At 68.4% G+C, this 18,153-nt stretch carries 12 protein-coding genes and 1 pseudogene; 6 read left to right on the top strand and 7 right to left on the bottom strand.

What is annotated here, in order from left to right; translation table 11 throughout:
• The first annotated feature begins 108 nt into the window (after positions 1-108).
• From AB0L53_RS30515 to AB0L53_RS30500, 4 genes and pseudogenes are all read left to right on the top strand, one after another.
• Positions 109-1,068, top strand: a complete 960-nt coding sequence (locus tag AB0L53_RS30515; protein ID WP_364000930.1) for a CPBP family intramembrane glutamic endopeptidase — start codon at positions 109-111, stop codon at positions 1,066-1,068.
• Between the two features lie 31 nt (positions 1,069-1,099).
• Positions 1,100-1,831: a MerR family transcriptional regulator gene (locus AB0L53_RS30510; protein WP_364000927.1), complete on the top strand. Its 732-nt coding sequence runs from the start codon at positions 1,100-1,102 to the stop codon at positions 1,829-1,831.
• Complete coding sequence (locus AB0L53_RS30505; RefSeq protein WP_364000925.1) at positions 1,828-2,001, top strand: hypothetical protein; 174 nt, start codon at positions 1,828-1,830, stop codon at positions 1,999-2,001. Before AB0L53_RS30510 ends, AB0L53_RS30505 begins: the two co-directional genes overlap by 4 nt.
• Positions 2,002-2,062: 61 nt before the next feature.
• Positions 2,063-2,176: pseudogene (locus AB0L53_RS30500) on the top strand (hypothetical protein); the annotation flags it as partial.
• Positions 2,177-2,473: 297 nt separating this feature from the next.
• On the opposite strand, the gene AB0L53_RS30495 reads toward AB0L53_RS30500, so the two are convergent.
• A complete protein-coding gene (locus AB0L53_RS30495; protein WP_364000922.1) occupies positions 2,474-2,875 on the bottom strand; it encodes an ATP-binding protein in 402 nt (133 codons plus the stop codon).
• A gap of 47 nt (positions 2,876-2,922) precedes the next feature.
• Between AB0L53_RS30495 and AB0L53_RS30490 the strand changes: the two genes are divergently transcribed.
• Positions 2,923-4,185 carry a hypothetical protein gene (locus tag AB0L53_RS30490; protein WP_364000919.1) on the top strand — a complete coding sequence of 421 codons (1,263 nt, stop codon included), beginning with the start codon at positions 2,923-2,925 and terminating at the stop codon, positions 4,183-4,185.
• A gap of 229 nt (positions 4,186-4,414) precedes the next feature.
• Here the strand turns inward: AB0L53_RS30490 and AB0L53_RS30485 are convergent, their stop codons facing one another.
• Both AB0L53_RS30485 and AB0L53_RS30480 read right to left on the bottom strand, forming a co-directional pair.
• Complete coding sequence (locus AB0L53_RS30485; RefSeq protein WP_364000916.1) at positions 4,415-4,723, bottom strand: hypothetical protein; 309 nt, start codon at positions 4,721-4,723, stop codon at positions 4,415-4,417.
• Between the two features lie 113 nt (positions 4,724-4,836).
• Positions 4,837-5,814 carry a hypothetical protein gene (locus AB0L53_RS30480; protein WP_364000913.1) on the bottom strand — a complete coding sequence of 326 codons (978 nt, stop codon included), beginning with the start codon at positions 5,812-5,814 and terminating at the stop codon, positions 4,837-4,839.
• A 227-nt stretch (positions 5,815-6,041) separates the two neighbouring features.
• Here AB0L53_RS30480 and AB0L53_RS30475 point away from each other — a divergent pair, with 227 nt between their 5' ends.
• Positions 6,042-6,338: a hypothetical protein gene (locus tag AB0L53_RS30475; RefSeq protein WP_364000910.1), complete on the top strand. Its 297-nt coding sequence runs from the start codon at positions 6,042-6,044 to the stop codon at positions 6,336-6,338.
• Between the two features lie 149 nt (positions 6,339-6,487).
• Here the strand turns inward: AB0L53_RS30475 and AB0L53_RS30470 are convergent, their stop codons facing one another.
• The 4 genes from AB0L53_RS30470 to AB0L53_RS30455 all read right to left on the bottom strand — a co-directional run bounded on the left by AB0L53_RS30470 (position 6,488) and on the right by AB0L53_RS30455 (position 17,763).
• Entirely contained in the window at positions 6,488-6,637 is a 150-nt protein-coding gene (locus tag AB0L53_RS30470; protein WP_364000907.1) for a hypothetical protein, read from the bottom strand.
• A 620-nt stretch (positions 6,638-7,257) separates the two neighbouring features.
• Complete coding sequence (locus AB0L53_RS30465) at positions 7,258-7,647, bottom strand: hypothetical protein (protein ID WP_364000904.1); 390 nt, start codon at positions 7,645-7,647, stop codon at positions 7,258-7,260.
• Entirely contained in the window at positions 7,640-13,687 is a 6,048-nt protein-coding gene (locus tag AB0L53_RS30460; protein WP_364000901.1) for an RHS repeat-associated core domain-containing protein, read from the bottom strand. The genes AB0L53_RS30465 and AB0L53_RS30460 overlap by 8 nt, the downstream gene beginning before the upstream one ends.
• Before the next feature lie 83 nt (positions 13,688-13,770).
• Positions 13,771-17,763 carry a LamG-like jellyroll fold domain-containing protein gene (locus AB0L53_RS30455; RefSeq protein ID WP_364000898.1) on the bottom strand — a complete coding sequence of 1,331 codons (3,993 nt, stop codon included), beginning with the start codon at positions 17,761-17,763 and terminating at the stop codon, positions 13,771-13,773.
• Positions 17,764-18,153 lie beyond the last annotated feature (390 nt).

Genomic DNA, 18,153 nt, shown 5'->3' with positions numbered 1-18,153 from the left:
TTCAGCAGCAGTATCCGCGTTCTGGCACCGCACACGCTTGAGTGTGCCCCCAGGGCATGGTGTTCGCTGGTGCGTGGAACGACCATCTCGACCCAGGAGGACCGCCCGATGTCCGTGTCAGGACCCGGCCAGACCCCAAACACGGCAGCGCGCCCGAGCTCACCGCACCAGGCCGACGACCCGGCATCCGGACGCCGTGAGCCGGGTGTCGACGGCTCCCGGCCGTTCGGTGCCCACGTCCGCATGAGCTGGTGGAGGCCGCTGGTCGTCCTCGTCGTGCCGCCGGTCGTGATGGTGCTCCTGCAGATCCTGCTGTACCAGGTCGTGGGCGTCATCGAGGGCAGCGACGACCCGATGTCCGCCACCTTCACCCCGCTGAAGCTCCTGGCCGTCAACCTGAGCGTGGGCATCTCGGGCGTGGTGGCGATCCTGCTGCTGGCACGGCTGGCGAAGGTGCCGTGGCGCAGCCTGATCAGCTCGCCACGGGCGTTCGACGGTCGACGCCTGGCGCAGTACCTGCTCGGCGCGGCCCTGCTGGTGGGCGCCGGCATCGGCGTGGTGGCGCTGGTCGCCCCCGAGTCCCCAGGCTGGGTCGCGTTCGGTGTCTCCGGGACGACGATCCTCATGCTGGTGATCACCGTGCTGAGCACCCCGCTCCAGTCCGTCGGCGAGGAGCTGATGTTCCGCAGCGCCGTGCTGCCCGCCGCCGCGTCCTGGGTGCGCGCGGTTCGCCCGGCCCTCGCCGTCGGTCTGGTGGTCTCCAGCCTGGCCTTCGCGGTCGTTCACGGCTCCAGCGACCCCTGGCTGTTCGGCTACTACACCTTCATCGGCGTTGCCACGGGACTGATGGCGATCATCAGCCGCGGCATCGAGGCGCCGGCCGCGTTCCACATCGCCAACAACGTCCTATTCTCAAGCGTGAACACGCTGATGGCAGACGGCGAGGGCTACACCATCAACCGGTCCACCGACACCGGTGACGCGGCCCTCCTGATCCTCGCCGCCGTCAACATCGCCATGGTCGTCCTCGTTTGGGTGCGCGAGCGACGTACACGGATCACGACCTAGAACCGGCGCCGGACGATGAGGTGAGGATCCCATGGCCTGGAGCACACGCGAGATCGCCGACCTGGCGGGCATCACGGTGAAGACGGTGCGCTACTACCACCAGGTCGGGCTGCTCGACGAGCCCGACCGCGAGCCCAACGGCTACAAGCGCTACGAGGTGCATCACCTGACGCGGCTCCTGCAGATCAAGCGCCTGACCGGGCTCGGTGTGCCGCTCGCGCAGGTGGCCGAGATGGGTACGAGCGGCGAAGGGCAGGCCTCCGTCTTCCGGACCGTCGACGCCGAGCTCGAGGCGACGGTCCGGCGGCTGGAGAGCATCAGGCGAGAGCTGGCCATCCTGGCGCAGCCGGGTGCGTCACCGGAGGTGCCGACCAGCTTCAGCGGCCTCGTCCAGGACCTGCGCGACAACGACCGCGCCCTGCTGACGATCTACGCCCAGCTTTTCTCGGACGAGTCGATGGAGGTGCTGCGCCGCACGCTCGAGGCACACCCGAACGACGATCTCGACGAGGCGTTCCGCGACCTGCCCGAAGACGCCGACAATGCCACCCGGCAGGCCCTCGCCGAGCAGCTCGCGCCCTTCATCGTCCCGGACGCCACCGAGCACGGCGTGACGCTGGAGCCGCGGGCCAGCACGCCAGGCCAGGCCGAGGCGGCGCGGCGCGCCGTCGGTCATGCCCTCAGGGCGCTCTACAACCCCGCGCAGGTCGACGTGCTCCGTCGAGCGCACCTGCTCCACGAGGCCGACGACGATACGACATGACCGCCGCCGAGAACATCGGACTCGGGGACCTACCGGCTCTGGGCGACGCGGCCCGCCTCAAGGAGGCGGCCGTCCGCGCCGGCGTGCACGAGACGCTCTTCGAGCTTCCGCGCGGGTACGACACCTCCCACGTTGTACGAGCCGCCGCCGGGCCTCGAACCGGGCACTGAGGCGGAAGTACCGAAGCGGGATCATCCCGGCTGGCGGCTGCTCATCAAGCGGGCGGCCGCAGTGCCCGGTGCCCCCGTGCCGAGAGAGCGCTTCCCGGCGCTGCGCGACGTCCCGGAGACCGTCGTGCCCCCGCGTGCTCTCGTCGTGCTGGGCGACAATCCCGACGCCAGCTGGGATTCCCGGGCCTTCGGCTTGGTCCGGGGCGACCAGCTGGTCGGCGTCATGGTTCGCCGCCTGCCGCCGTCGTCCACGCCGTCTCGTGGATCACCCCATCGGTGGAACGCCGGACGAACGCCAGCCCGCCCGCGACGCAGAACTCGTAGCAGGGCACGCAACGACTACACGTGTACCGGCGCACCCGAACCCACCCACACCGAGCGGCCGGGCTCATCCATGCGAGCTGCTCGTGACCCCTCCGGAGAGGGGCCGCGTGGAGGCCGTGATACTCCTCCAGCGGATCCTGAGCCCCGCTCATCGCCGACCCTCCATACGAGGCAGCGCGAACCAGATCGCCTTGCCCACCAGGCCAGGGCACGTGGCGAACCCGTGCGGGATACAGCCATACAGCCCGGCCGACAGCTCCGCCACGATCAGCAGCCCCCGGCCGTTCTCGGCTTGCGTGTCCATACCCCGCAGCATCGGGCGAACGGCTCCGGCGTCGACCACCATGCAGACCACTTCGACCGAATCGACCCGTATCACCAGCTCGTACGGCGCATCACCGTACAAAACCGCGTCGGTGACCAGCTCACTCACCATCAGCACGGCGTCGTCAACCAGATTCCGCCGCAGACCGACCATCAGAAGTACGCGCCGTACGAGGTCGCGAGCATCATCGACCGCCCGAGCGTCATCGCGAAGCCGCCAGATCATGCTCCGCCCGAGAGAGCCTGACCGATCCGCCACCGCAGCCGTCACGGATGTCATCCTGGCCACAGGTCACGCCGGGTAGCCGGTTCGGTGCGGCGCTGCGGGAGTGGTGCCGACGCTGCCCGCGCCGGGTCGTGCTGTTCCTCGACGAGATCGACGCCCTGCAGGGCAACAGCCTTGTCAGTGTCCTCGGCCAGCTCCGCGACGGGCACAACAAGCGATCGAAGGGCTATCCGTTCCCCGCGTCGGTGGTGCTGTGCGGGTTGCGCGACCTGCGTGAATACAAGGTCGCCTCCGGCGGTGCCCCTGAGCGGTGCAACGCGGCCAGCCCGTTCAACATCCTCGCTGACTCACTGCGCCTGGGCGACTTCACCGCCGACCAGATCGCCGAGCTGTACGACCAGCGCACCCAGGCGACCAGCCAGGAGTTCACCAAGGACGCGGTGGACCGGGTCTTCGAGCTCACCCAGGGACAACCCTGGCTGGTCAACGCCCTCGCCCACGAGATCACTTTCGAGATGGGGGTGAGCGGGACAATCAGTGACGGGCAGGTGGAGGACGCCAAGGAGCGGCTGATCCGGGCCCGCGCCACCCACCTGGACTCCCTGGCGGCCCGGCTGCACGAGCCCCGGGTCAAACGGGTGATGGAACCGATCGTGAGCGGAGACTTCCCCCATGCCGAGCTCACCTTCTCCGACGACCTGTCCTACGTCCGCGATCTGGGCCTGGTCAAGCAGAAGCCTCCGATGGAGGTGGCGAACCCGATCTACCGGGAAGTCATCCTGCGCGTGCTCGGCGATGTGTCGGAACAGTACGTGCGCGCCGACCCGCACAGCTTCGTGCTGCCCGACGGCTGGTTCGACCTGCCACGCCTGCTGCAGGAGTTCGTCGTGTTCTGGCGCGAACACGGCGAAGTCCTCATCCAGCAGGAGGGATACCACGAGGCCGCCTGCCAGATCATCCTCATGGCCTTCCTGCACCGCCTCGTCAACGGCGGCGGCTACCTCGACCGCGAATACGCCGCCGGAACCAAACGCCTCGACGTCTTCGTTCGCTGGCCGTACAGGGGCCCCAACGGCGAGGGGCTGATGCAACGCGAGGCCATGGAACTGAAGGTGTGGCGACCCGGCGCAGACGACCCCAAACCCGAGGGTCTGGCCCAGCTCGACCGCTACCTCGACCGACTCACCCTCACCACCGGCGTCCTGGTCATCTTCGACCGCCGCCCCGAAGCCCCATCCTGGAAGGAACGCGGCGGCTTCGACCAGGCCACCACCCCATCCGGCCGCCAGGTCACCGTCCTGCGAGTTTGACGGAAGTCTGAGTTTCGATCGGCACCGATTCTGTCGCTTGGACGATGCGATGGTTTCCGGCCACAGGCTTGGATTACTCCGTCGCAAGCGTGGCCAGGAATACGTCCTGCCGACGCTCGCGGAAGAGGTCGAGGACGAGGCTTCCGCTTCCGAGGGTCCGCATCCGCAGATGCCGAGGTGATCCCAGCGGGTGATGGCGCCCTGGATCCGACCGTGGCAGCAGGACTCTTCATGGAGCCGGATCCCAAGGAGGATCGGCAAATGTCACCTCCTGACGCCTGAGAAACGGTGTTCCAGTGCCGTCAACCCTTGCGGCGAAAGGGACTCCTCGCCGGCGGCAGATGGCGATCGCCCGGTCCGCCAGGCGATCGGCACGGGCCAGGATCTCGGCCTTCCCCCAGCGCTCGCAGGCGGCGATCTCCTGGTTCATCACCAGCCCGTTCTGGCCCAACTGTTTGCGTTTGGCGGCAACGCCCTCGCCTTTTGAGGTCATCCCCAAAATGAGGGTGACCGGTGTCATCAGGTTCACCCAGCTCATAGACGCCACGCCAACCGATGGTTCCTCGTACGCGTTGGATCTGCCATGAAGATCAAGCCTGGATCAGTCGATGCCGAGACCGACAACGCGCTCTTGCTCAGGGCCAACGGCCGTCAGACCGCCCGGGCGATGCAGATGCGTGCGTTCAGTCGTGGTCCCGCCTCGTAGAACATGTACTCCACACCGTCCTGGGTGCCGAACGACGGCGCCGCCACCCTGCCGTTGTCCGAGGGGATCGGGGAGTGGAAGACGCCGAGGTGCGTCTCCCTGTCGAAGGCGTTGCCGACCTCGGTGATCCGCATCCTGCCGTCGTTGCCGTGATAGGCCACGTAGGTGGTTCCGTTGCGCTTGACGAGGGTGGCGCCGGAGATGTCGGTCACGCCGTCGGGCTCGGGGTTCACCAGCGGGGTCGCGCTGAACTGCCAGCCGTCCCAGCCGTTGGGCGACCAGCCGTAGAAGATGCGACGGCCGTTGCGCAGCCCCATGAAGATCATCACATACTTGTTGTTCCGGCCGGGCAGCTGATGCTCGAAGACCCGCGCGTAGGAGGTCTCGGAGGTACCGGGCACCAGGCGGGTGCTCAGGATCGGGGTCTCGCTGGTGAAGGTGACGCCGTCGGTGGAGCGGGCCACGCGGGTGGTGAAGTTCTCGCCGTGGAAGTAGCAGAAGAACTGCCGGGTGGCGGCGTCCCAGGTCACGTGAGGTGAGGACACGTGTGAGACCGTGGTGGTCGGCAGGCGGTTGTCGATGAGCGGGTTGCCCGAGTAGTCGTCGAAGGGGCCTGCCAGGGAATTGGCGAAGGCCACGCAGATGCCGCCCGGATTCTCGTGAGGGGCGTAGTAGAGGTAGTAGCGCGCTCGGGGATTGCTGAGCTTGTCGTATACCCCTCTGATGCAGGGGAAGATGAACTCCCCCGTCGGGTTGTGGCTGAGCGGCAGGGCCAGCGCGTCGCGCAGGTACCGGTAGGTCGGCATCCCGGCCGGGCCCGCCGCCGCGCTCGCGGCCGGTCCGAGACCCAGGCCCGCGGCCACGCCCGCCGCCGCGCCCAGCAACACGGTCCGCCGTCGGGTCAAGTGGTGGGGGGTGTCCACTTCGGCTCCTTCACGCTGCGTCCTGGTGCGGATTCACACGCTCGCTCCCAGCGGAATGCTGCGTCAAGACGCTAATACGAATTACCTCAAGAAGATCCACTCTTGACAGCACGCTCGCGTTTCGCCCATTGGGCCCGTTCGCGGTCTTGACGACGCGGGGAAGGCCAGGCATCTTTCTGTAAGAAGCTTTCCTAAAAGTGCACTGCCCACCTGCTGGAGGACAGCGAATGCGCACGAGAAAGCCTGCGGCTCTGGCCGCCACAGCCCTCCTCACCGCCGCCCTCGTCGGCATCGCCACCCCCGCTCACGCCGCGCCCACCGACTGCACCACCGGCCGGGACGGCAAGACCGTCTGGGTTTACTGCAGCGGCGGCTACGGCCAATACCGCGTGAGCATCTACGTCATCAACCCCCCGACCGGCTCCTGGCCCGAGTACGGCCCCTGCGTGTACCCCGGGCAGCGCTCGGAGTACACCCCCTACCACAACTACTCCTTCCTCGGGCCGGCGGTCGCCTACTGCTGACAGGGCCAGGGCCGCCCAGGGTGGCGTTCGATGGCCGGCACCCATCGATAGGGCGGCGTCCAGCACCTCGTCGCCGCGCTCGATCTCGGCGACGACCTCCGGCCGGTGGCGGCTGCCTGGTCGGTGCGAGCGGCACCCCTGGAGCGTGATCAGCTGGGCCGGTTGCCCGTCGGAATCACGATCTTGGTTTGTGCCCCCTTGGTGAGGTAGTACGTGGTCCACTTCTTGACCATCTCGTCGAGGAGCCAGGCGGCGGCGGGCACCAGCGGCAGCCCGATCAGACCCTCCCGGAAGCGCACCAGTGGCGGCCACGCGGTCTTGACCGCCGGGTCTCACAGCGGCTCGCGCCGGATGCCGTTCCAGTCGGCCGCCTGGTCGCCGGTGAGGTACCTGGAGAACGCGTTGACGAGAGGCTTGATCACCTTCCCCGGCGAGCGAGAACTGGCCGAGCAGACCATCACCATTTCGAGGAGTCGATCCGCGACGGCGAGACAGCGCTCGGTGACTGGGCCGTCATCCCGGGTGCGGGCGCGCTGCTGGTGGCCGCCCTGACCCTGATGGGCGTCAGGCCGCGGCTCAACGAGTATCGGTAACGGTCTCCCTTTGAAGCGAGGCGACCCCATGAACGTTGTCATCTCGTGTCCGGCCTGACAAAGGCGTCCGGCCGGACGCCCACGCTGGAGCTGTTCCTGCGGCACCACCAGAGCGAGCGGTCCGATGACCGGAACGTGGCCGCTGGTCAGGCTGATCCTGCGGCGCCGCAAAGACGCATCGCGCACTACCTGGGCCGGGAGGGCGATTGGCCTGGTCGGGCCTCAAGAAGACGTATGGATCCGTAGCCGTCCGGCTCCAGCGCCAGGAACGAGAACGGCCGGCACGCCCCTGATCGTGGGGCGGCCGGCCGACGGGCGAATGCGGATCACGCGGTCCTTCTCTTCTTCTCCTCCTCCACCACCAGCCATGGCGGCTTGGCCTTCTGCGGCGGCCGGTACAACCGTTTGACGGTGATCGCCATCGGCACGAGCGAGGCGAGGATGAGCAGGACCACCACCACGTCGAGGATGTCCCGCTGGGGAAACCATCCGTAGGCCAGCACCACGGTCCACATCACCAGGGTGATCGCGGCTGGGCGCTGCGCGAAGCCGAGGTTGCGGAACTCCCTGGGCAGGTCGGGGTCGAAGTAGCGGCGCGACCAGCCGCTGGCCGCGCCCGCCCGGTGGAAGCGGGCGTGGTTGACGAGCGCGGTGACGGCCGCGAGGGCGGTGACGAGCACCGCCCACACGGGCGCCTGGGGGAAGGCGTCAGCCAAAGAGCTTGTTCCATCCCTTCTTGATTCCGGAGCCGATGGATTTGGCGGCGTTGATCACGGGCTTTCGGGCCTTGTCGTAGGCCCAGATGACCCCGTCGCCAGTCCAGCCGCCGAGCACGCCGCCGACGACCGCGCCGCCGATACCGCAGGCGACCACAAGCGTACCGCCGCTGACCACGCCACACGCCCCCCCAGCCACGGTGGTCCCAATGTAGGAGCCGCCGGCGGCGAAGCCGCCGCGGATGCCCGCGCGGGTGACTTTCTCGCCGGTGTTGAGGTCCTCGCGGTCGGCGTCTCTGTCCCATTGGGTGAATCCGCCGTCGGCCGCGGTGGCCACGAAGCCGAATCTGTTCAGGATGCCCCCGGCCTTGCCCAGGCGGCCGGCCCACTTGATGGCGCGGGCCTCTGTCCGCAGGGCCTTGGCGTCGTACCACTTGCCGACGGCGCTGAAGAGCCAGCGGAAGCCGACCCAGCCCTTGGGCACGTTGCGGGCGGTGTTCCTGAGCGCGTCGGCCTTGGCCATGCCCTTGAGGAAGACGCTCATGCTGCCCTGGTTGAAGTACTCGGATCCGGCGCCGAGGCCGTAGGCGAGCCAGCCGAGTGCGGTGACCTTGGCCGGGTTGACCGAGGACCACAGCGTGTCCTGCGTGGTCTTCACGAGCGGGGTGAACACGCCCCCACTGGGGTTGGAGCGGTGCGGGGCGCCGCCACCGCCGCCTCCACCGCCGCCGCCTCCACCACCGCCGTGGTGGCCGCCGCCGCCGAGCACCGTCAGGGGGCCGAGCAGGAAGAGGACCCACCACGCCCACCACCACTTGCCGTCGGGGTCGGTGAAGGTGACGGGGTTGTTGTTGGCGTAGGAGTAGCCGTTCATCTGCTGCGGGTCCTGGTGGTCGATGACCGGGTCCACGCTGATGAAGCGGCCGATGGCGGGGTCGTACTCGCGGGCGCCCAGATGCACCAGGCCTGTGGCGGAATCGTCGGTACCGCCGACGAAGCCGCGTTCGCTCGGCCATGTTCCGCCCTGGAGCTCGCCTCTGAGCTGACCGAACGGCTTGTATCTGCGCTGGGTCACGGACTGCGTGGCCGCGTCGATGGCGAGCTCGCCCGTGCCGTGGTGGTCGTTGGCCACGAAGCTGACGCCCTTGACCGTCCTGACCGCGACCTGGACGGTGTCGTGGACGTAGAAGCGGGTGCCCTCCACCTTGTCGGTGCCCTGGTCGAGGCGCAGCTCCATGCCGGGCAGGTAGAGGGTGGTGCTGCCGGGGTCCCGGCGCAGGAGCCGGTTGCCCTCGACGTCATAGACGTAGGTGCTGACCTTGCCGCCCTCGGTGACCTTGCTCAGCCTGCCTTCGGCGTCCCATTCGAGCTTCTGGGTGTTGCGGCTCGTGGTATTGCCGATGGCGTCGTAGGTGAAGGTGTCGGTCCGTGCTCCGGCCGCGCCGGTCTGCTCCACCGAGGTCAGCGTGTGCGGCTGTGGCGAGCCGGGCACCGGGTAGCGGTACGTGCGGACGGTGTCGGTCGTGCCGTGTTCGACCTCCTTGGTGCGGTTGCCGGTCAGGTCGTAGGAGAAGGACTGCCAGTAGGGCTGGGTTCCGCCCATGGCGGGGGTCTGCGAGCACGTCTGCGTGCCCTGGGTCCACGCTTCGGTGAGGCGGCGTAGGTAGTCGTAGGTGAAGCACTGGGTATCGGTGCCGTTCCTGGAGGTGTCGGACGCGCGCAGCACGTTGCCGGCGTTGTCATAGGTGTAGCTGACGTTCCTGTCCACGCCGGCCACGTCCTCGCGGTCGGTCCTGGCGGAGGCCAGACGTTGGGTGCCGTACTCGTAGCTGTTGGTGATCCAGGCCTTCTTGCCGCCGGTGCTCAGCTCGTACTGCTCCGGCTTGCCGGTGAGGCTGTGGATGGACCCGGTCACGTAACTGGTCAGCCCGCTCGTCGTGGTGGGCCTGCGCAGGTCGTCGTAGGAGTACACGACGGTCTCCGCGGCCAGGCCGCCGGCGGCCGGGAAGCTGTTGGACTGCACGGTGCCGTCGAACTTGTAGCGAGTGTCGAACACGTACGAGCCGGCCAGCGAACCCTCGGAGGACGGGATGCTGACCGTCGTGCGGATGGCCCGCTCCATGTTGTCGTAGGCGTTGACGGTGATCGTGTACGCCTGGCCGCCGTCGTACCTGGTGGTGCTGGACAGCTGGCCCTTGTGCACCGTGTCGTAGGTGCGCGAGGTCAGCAGCGGCCCGGTCGGGCCGTCCTTCCTGGTCTCCAGCTTGCGGCCGAGCGCGTCGTAGGAGGTGAACACCTTCTGACCGCGCGCGTCCTCGGTGGTGATCAACCGGTCCAGGTCGTCGTACGTGAGACGGCTCGTCCCCTTGTCGGGGTCGTCCACCCGGATCTCCCGGCCGCGGGCATCGTAGGTGTGGGTCCAGACGTTGCCCGCGGCGTCCTTGACCGTGGCGAGCTTGCCCAGTGGCGTGTAGGTGTAGGTCGTCTTGTCGTAGTCCCCGCCGGGGTCGGAGCCGCGGTACTGGCGCACCTCGACGAGCTGGTCGCGGGCGTCGGTGTAGCTGGTGGTGGCGGTGTCGCCGGTCGGCGGGTCCACGGTGATCCAGTTGCCGCCGTACGTGGTTGTGGTGCGCCACCGCTCCTGGGTCTCGCCATTACCGACGAGGAATCGCTCGAGCGTGCGCCGGTTCCGGCCGTCGTACTCGAAGGCCTTCTGCGACTCGACGTTGCCCTCGAACGCGCCGAACAGCGTGGTGGACGGAGCGCCCGTGGAGTAGTACTGGCCATACTCGCGGGCGACGCTGCCCCGCGAGTCGTAGAACTTGTCGCTGATCAGCCGGCCGCCGTCGGGGCCGGGCTCCTGCGTCTGGCGCAGCCGCTGCCAGCCGTCGTACAACTCGTACGTGGGTGCCGTCTGCCCCCCATCGGCGGTCAGCCGGCGGGTGCCGATGGCGATGATCTCGCCGTCGGCGATGCGGTAGCTGAACTCCAGGTTCGGGGTCTGGTCGGCGGCCTCGGAGCGGTCGGCCATCCAGACCTTGAGCAGCCTGCCGAGCGCGTCGTACTGCTGGTCGACCCGCCGCCCATTGGCGTCGACGCGCGCGGTCTCCACGCCGAAGGCCGGGTCGCGCTCCTCGGAGGTGATGTGCGCGCCCGTGGGCAGAGGCGGGCCGGTCACCATCACCGCCGTGGTCACCCCGCCGGCATCGGTATAGGCCGTGGTGGTGAGGTTGCCCAGCGTGTCCTTGGAGGTCAGCTCGCGCCCGTAGCCGTCGAACGTGGAGATCTCCGTGGCCACGTACGTCGGCTTGCCCGCGTCGAATCCCGCGAGCTTCTCGCTCGTGGTGATGTCGCCCTTGGCCGGCGCGGCGGCGAGCGCGCCGCCGTCGTAGTAGGTGCGGTTGTCCTCGATGAGGTGCTTGGCGGGGTCGGGGGTGACCGAGCAGGCGACGGAGACCGTCTCCATGCGGGCGACCAGGTTCAGGATCCAGGCGTTCTGGTTGCGGGCGTACGTGGTGCGGGCGCAGCGGTCGTCGTCCGCGGTCGCCAGGTCTCCCAGGTCGCTGAGCGTGGTGGCCAGCCCGGCCGTCGTCTCGTACGTGGTGTTCGTCTCGGTCTCGCGCCATTTGTCCGAGCCGAGCGCGGTCCAGGTGTGGGTCTTGCCGGTGCCGACGAGGTTGGCGGTGACCGTGCCCCAGCTCCTGGTGCGGCTGGCGGTCTGGTGCTGCCACGGCGTGTTGACCGTCTTCACCTCGGCGGTCCCGCCGGGCTTGGTGTATTCGACGTTCTTCAGCTCGAAGCCCTGCAGGGCGTCGCGGTCGACATGGCTGCCACCCTCGCCGTCGGAGACGGTGACCCGTTTCTCGCCGCCGGAGGCGTCGAGGCGGTCGCCGTCCATGCCGCGCAGGTACCAGGTATCGGTCTGCGAGCGCAGGTCGCCCTGCCCGCCGGTCTTGACCCGGACGTGGCCGTAGCCACGCCACTGCGACCAGGTCTTGTACTTCTCCTTCGTCATGCCGTCGTCGTTGTCGAAGTGCCAGGCCCCGCCGTCGAGGTAGTCGTAAGTGGTCAGCATGTCGGGCGACTTGGCCGTCCGATCGCTCCGCACGACCTGCGTGACCACGTACTTGTGGAACCAGTCGGTGATCGGGTCCTCATGGCCGGCGGGCGTCCACTTGACCGGGAAGCAACGCCTCGTGTTGGTCTCCGGCTTGGGCAGCGAGTCCAGCGTGCAGTCGGGCTCGGAGTAGTTGACGTCGATCTGGCCGCCGGACTCGTCGTAGATCGCGCCGAGGCGGTACTTGATGTACGGGGCGATGTCGTCGCCCAGCTTGTCCACCCGGTTGGGCAGCTGGACGTGGTTGAAGGTGACCGGCGGCAGCGTGACGGGCGGGGTGGCCGCGTGCCCGGTGTGCTGGATCGACTTGACCAGCAGCGCCTTGTCGATGTCGGCGTCGCCCCACAGGTGGTCGATGGCCCAGGAGTCGACGTCACGATAGGCGCTGTCCGGCTTGATCACCTGCGTGGTGACCTTGGTCAGCCGCTTGCGGGACCAGAACGTGGGCGCCAGCGTGCCCTTCGTGCCCTTGCACTCGGTCCCGGCGGCGCAGTTGAGGTCGTACGGGACATCGGGCCACATGGTGGGCCGGTCGTCGATCTTGTCCGTGGCGCAGTCGAAGGTGGAAGTCGGCAGGCAGCGCTCGGAGACGGTGAACAGCACCTTGGCCGGGGCCTTCGCGGTGAACAGCGTGTCGGAGCGCTGGCCGTACTCGATCCTGTCGAGCCAGCCGCCCCGGTCGTACGGGGTGTCGTCGGCGGGCTTGAGGTTGCGGCCGTAGTGGTTCGTCTCCTGGGTGTACCAGTAGCTGATGGCGTTGCCGTGCGGGTCCACGACGTAGTCGAGGTTCCACCGATAGGCCTGCTGGCACCACGAAGAGGCGAAGGAGTCGCCGTGGCAGGGCTCGCCGGAGTCGTCGCCGAACACCGGATGCGTCCATGCCGACCTGGTCTCGGCCTTGCCGCTGGACCAGCCTGGCAGGCGGTTCAGGCCGAAGAAGTACTGCACGCCGTCAGGCGTGGTGACCTTCCAGTACTCGCCGTCGTCATCGCCGTTGCCCTTGCCGGTGTCCTTGAGCCGCTCGACCTTCGTGCCGTCGTCGGACTTCATCCGCCAGGTGCCGTCGCCGGCCTGGACGAGCTCGCCGCCCTTGCCGTTCCAGCTGATCACCGCATTGTCGTACCCCCAGCACAGGTCGCCCGGCGGGGTGCCCCACTCGTCCTTCGGCGCGCCGTCGTCGGCGCACGGCTTGTACTGGCGCTGGATGTAACCCGGCCAGAAGTCGAAGCCCTCCCCCACCCAGGACGGCTGGTTGTTGGTGTTGGAAGTGCGGCCGTCCATGGAGCCGGACGAGTACGACAGCTCCACCTTGGGCGCCAGCTCGCCGGGCACCGGCGGCACGCGCATCGGGTACGTCCAGGAGAAGTCACCCGATTGCTCCGACACGTCCCAGCTCGCCGACGGCGCCAGCGTGGTCGCCTTGTAGTCGCCCTTGTCGCTGGATTCACCCGCGACCGCGGCCACGACGGTCTTTCCCGTCGCCACGAACGTCTGAGCCTGCGCGCCGCCGAGCTCGGTCCCGGTGCGGCAGCCGGGGGCGTCAGGCGTCGTCACGGCGCAGGCGGGCAGCCGGACCAGGTGCAACCTGCTGGCGTACGATCCGCCGAACCGGGCGGCGGCCGCTTTCCTGTCCAGTTTCACCTCGGCGGTGCCGTCCGGTGCGGTCACCTCGAACAGCAGGCCGTCACCCGGCAGTTGCCGTACCTTGGTGCCCTCCAGCGCCTTCACGACCGGCTGCTCCTGCGCAGGGGCGGTCGTGGGTTTCCCCGCGGGATCGGGTAACCGGGGTTTCGCAGTGACCGGCTTGCCCGGGACCACGCGTTCCTTGCTGTGCACCTCTGGCCGGTTGCTGATCTTGACTTCGGCCTGGACCGTCCGCGGAACCACCAGCGACCCCGCGAACACCACCAGCGCCGTGAACATGGATAACCTACGCTGCGCAACGCGGTACATGGACGTCCTTCCGCCCGGCCGCCCCCTGTGGGCGGCCGGGCTCAGTTGAGAGGTCAGGGGCCGGTCTCGGTGTCCAGCTCGGCGCCGCCGGCCAGCATCTGGATCTGCTCCTCGGAGGCGATGCCCTGGAAGGCCCACACGTCGTCGATCACGCCGGGCCAGTACTCGCCCCAGACGCCATCCGACTTGCTCCGGCCGAGTTGCAGGCCCTTGCCCGCGTTGAAGCCGCGGACGTTGAAGCGCCAGGAGACCTGGTCCTCGGCCTGCTCGAGCTCGCCGTTGACGTAGAGCCGCATCTGGTCCTGGAAGGCGTCGTAGACCAGCGCGACGTGGTCCCAGGAGAAGCCGGACTGGAAGGCCGAATGTTCGGCGGTCGGTCTTGTGGCCCCGGTCTCGTCCTTGTCGGGGATCTCGATCTGGTAGCCGCCCGCGTTGGCCGGGTCGGCCGCGTCAGGCCGGTAGCGCAGGGTGAACGCGCTGTTCACCGCGCCCTCTTCGCTGAGGATCGCCGCCGGGCCGGTCGGACGTCCCGCGGTGGTCACCCAGCCGACGACGGTGAAGCTGTCGTCGGTGCGGATGGCGGGCACGGAGGTTGCGGCGTAGTCGCCGTCCCCGTCCAGCACCAGGCCACCAGGCGGGGTGCCGACCCAGCCGGCGCTCTGGTCGATGCGCGCGTTGCCGTACAGCGTGACGTGCCTGCCCAGCGGGCTGTCATCCGCCGCGATGGTAAGCGGGGACCCGCTGGCCAGCGTAGCGATCTCCGAATCGGTGACGATCTGGTCGAACAGCCGCACCTCGTCGATGTCGCCGGGGAAGAACGAGCTCGCCGAGCCGTACCAGCCGGCGCCGACCATGACGGGGCCGGTGGCGTTCCAGCCCGCGGTGAAGGCGGTCGTGGAGTTGAGCTTGCCGTTGACGTACAACTTGATCTGCTTGGCCGTGGCGTCGTAGACGCCCGCCAGGTGCGTCCACACGCCGCCCTGAGGGACGGCCGTCGACTGCGCCCTGACGATCGTCGCCGAGGTGGTGTCGGTGCTGTACCTGTTGAAGATCCAGCGGTCGTAGCTGGCGGAGTAGTAGATCTCGAAGCCGTTGCGCGCCGTGCCCGCCTGGGTGGCGATGATCGCGGCCTGTTTCGGCTTGGTGACCGGGAGTTTGGCCCAGGCGGTGACCGTGAAGCTCTTGGTGGTGTCGAGCACGGACCCGGCGGTCTTGAGATAGCCGGTGCTCCCGTCGGGGCGCGCGGCGAAGCCCTGCCGCCCCGCGGTTCCGAAGGTGACCGTGCCGACCTTGGCCGCCGGGTACAGGCCGTTGCTCTCCTCGGCCCGGGTCGCGCCCGCCGCCTCGTCCAGCTTCCAGTACGCCTTGCTATCCCGGACCGCGGAGGCCGAGTCGTTCAGCTTCCACCTGGCCTTGACCACCGGGTGCTGGGTGAACAGGTCGCCGATCTCCTCGGAGGTGATGATTCGGTCGAAGAGCCGGACGTCGTCCATCTCGCCGGAGAAGAAGTTGCCGAGCCCGCCGTCGTAGGAGGTGACGCCGAGGTGCACCGGACGATTGGCCGCCCACGGGGTGGTGAACGCGGTGGTGGCCTCCAGCCTGCCGTTGACGTACAGCTTGATGTTCTTGGCGACCGAGTCGTACACGCCGACCAGGTGCGCCCACTCGCCGCCCTGGGGAGAGGCGGCGCCGACAGCGCGGGTGGTGGTGGCGCTCGTGTTGTCCGCGCTGAGCCGGTTGAAGATCCACCGGTCGTACGACGCGGAGTAGTACAGCTCGAACGCCGGGCGGGCCGCGCCGGGCTGGGTGACCAGGACACCGGTGCCGGGCTTGGTCTCGGGCAGCTTGGCCCAGGCAGACACGGCGAAGCTCTTGGTAGTGTCGAGCACGGGAGCCGCGGTCAACGCGTAGCCGGTGCTGCCGTTGGTCTGCATCGCCGTCTTGGAGATGCCGTCCACGCCGAGCGTCACCCCACCGTTGAGCGTCGCGGGGAAGGCGCCAGTCGAGTCCGCGACCTGCGTGGATCCGTCGGGCTCGTCCAACTGCCACTCGGCCTTGGCGGGCGATCCGGCCTTAACCCTGAAGGCGTAGCGGCCGATCTCGCTGTTGCCCGCCGCGTCGAACGCCTGCACCATGATGACGTTGACCCCGGCGTGGTCGGGGGCGAGGTCCAGCGTCACCGGGCCGCCCGCGACGGCGGGCTTGCGCTCGATCGCCTGCGTGGGGTTGACGTTGATACCGAACCAGTACTTCGTCACGTCCGCCGAGGGCGAGTCGGCGGTGAACGCGCCGTACTGGCCCACGCCGCCGTACCACGGGTCCGCCTCGTTGTCCGGGTCTGACTCCGGGTAAGCCGTCGAACTCACGACCGGGGCCGCGGGCGCGCTCTTGTCGTAGATGAAGTAGCAGGCCGTGGCATCACCCGTGTAGCTCCACGGGCTGTACTGGTCGCCGTCCCAGGTGCGTACCGCCCACGAGATCGTCTTCTTCTCCGGGATCGTCGCCGGCAGCTTCACCTGGAACGTCGAGCCGGTGGTCTTGGGGCCGATCTTGCCCGACTGCCACTTCACCGCGCCGTCCCACGAGGCCACGAACTCGGCGTAGACCTTCTTGGCGTCCGCGGAGTCGGCGTCGTACAGCACCGCGTACAGGGTCGGCGGAACCCGCACGGCCGGGGCGGGAGAGTACACGCACTTGCCGCCCGGATTCATCGTCAGGTTCGACTGCTTCGGCTGCGGCGGCGGGGTGTTGTAGTTGACCCGCAGCCAGGCGTCGTCGGCGAAGCGCTTCCAGCCGTACGCGTCGCTCTCGTACCCGGCGCGCAGCCCGAACGTCGTCGTCGACCACTTGCCCGACGCGGCCTTCTTCACCGCCGCGGTCGCGTCGAACTCCACGTCACCGGCCGGGCAACTGGAGGACCAGCCCTTGGCCACGTCGCGCGTGTCGAGCTGGTCCTGCCAGTTGTCGTCGGTGGAGTTCCAGGTCGAGCCTTCCCCGAACGCCTTGGTCAGCCAGAGCTGCACGGTCCTGCCGTCGCACGAGTACGACCAGGTCTCCCTGGCCACGAACTCGGCCGAGATGATGTGCTTGCCCGCGTACGCGCTGGTCGGCATGCGGTAGAAGATCCGCTTGACGTCGCGGGGCGCACATTTCGAGTCGCCCTCGCACAGACCCAGCCCCGCGTCTGACTTGCCGCCGAACTTGTAGTACGACTCGCTCGGGTACGTCTTCGACACGTACGCCCACGCGGACGTTTTGACCGTCTTCCACACCGGGTCGATGTAGACCGGAAACTGCGTGCTCGGGTCGTTCAGCAGCGCTGTGTCGGGAGTCAGCGTCAGCTTCTCGTCCCCGACGGCCGTGCCCAGCTCGGCCACCCGCGACGACGTGGACGGCCCGCGGGCCAGATCCTCCTTCGCGGCGGCCTCGGGCCGGCGCGAGTCCCACATGATCGCGCCAGGTGCCTCGAAGACCGCGCCGCCGCTGCCCTTGTCGACGGCGGTGAGCAGACCGCCCGCCGCGCTCCTGAGGTCCATGCCCTTGCCCGCCAGCCCCAATGTCAGCTTGGCCAGCGCGGGGTTGGCGGCCGCCTGCCGGTCCTTGACGACCAGGGTGTGCGCGAACCCGTCCACATCCGCCCGCACCACGAGATCGACGCCCGGCAACACCTCGCGGTAGAGCGCCGAGTCGCCCTGCAACTCCGGCTCTGGCAGCTTGCCCGGCCAGGTCAGCGCCATCTCCCTGCCCGCGTACGACATCCGCGCCAGCGGCACGTCACCGCCTCCGGAGACGGCCAGGCCGATGGTCGCCGCCTTCGGCCCGATGGACCCGTCGGAACGCTTCACCATCGTGGTGTCCGGCGCCGCCCAACCGCTGTCCTGCCGGACCCGGACCGGCCGCAGATGCTCGACCGCGGTGAAGCTGCCGTCCGGATTGGCGAAGACCTCCCTGCTCTCCCCCCGTTTGGACAGCACCTCCACCTGCTTGCCCGACTCCCGGGCCAACGCCCGAGCCGACTTGTCGGATTCCGCGACAGGGTCCGCCACCGAAGCGTGTGCCGGGGGCGCCTCCCTTGGAGCATCGATGACGACTAACAAGGCAACCGAAAGTGACCAGACAGCACACAACGCTGCCCGGCTCCGTAACCCGGACATGGGCCTCACTTGGATAGGGCGGAACCATCCGTCCCGCACATCTGATCAATCGGCTTGATCATCAGCCAGCTGACGGCCCTAGTCAATATCTGTTTATGCGGAATTTACGCTTATTTGTTAAGTCACCAGGTGACGCGAAAAGCCACCCTCGAAACTGGGCAGGCCGGCGAGCAGGGACGAGCCGAAGCCGTGCGTACGGAGAACGGCGTAATGGTCACGCAGAGCCACACTGGAGAGGCGAGCTGGGTGCTTTTATAGTAGTGAATCTGGGTGCTTTTATAG

The organism is Nonomuraea sp. NPDC052129, assembly GCF_040680095.1.
Taxonomy (GTDB): domain Bacteria; phylum Actinomycetota; class Actinomycetes; order Streptosporangiales; family Streptosporangiaceae; genus Nonomuraea.
Note: the sequence above shows the minus strand (reverse complement) of the source record. Positions and strands in the feature narration are given on the sequence as shown.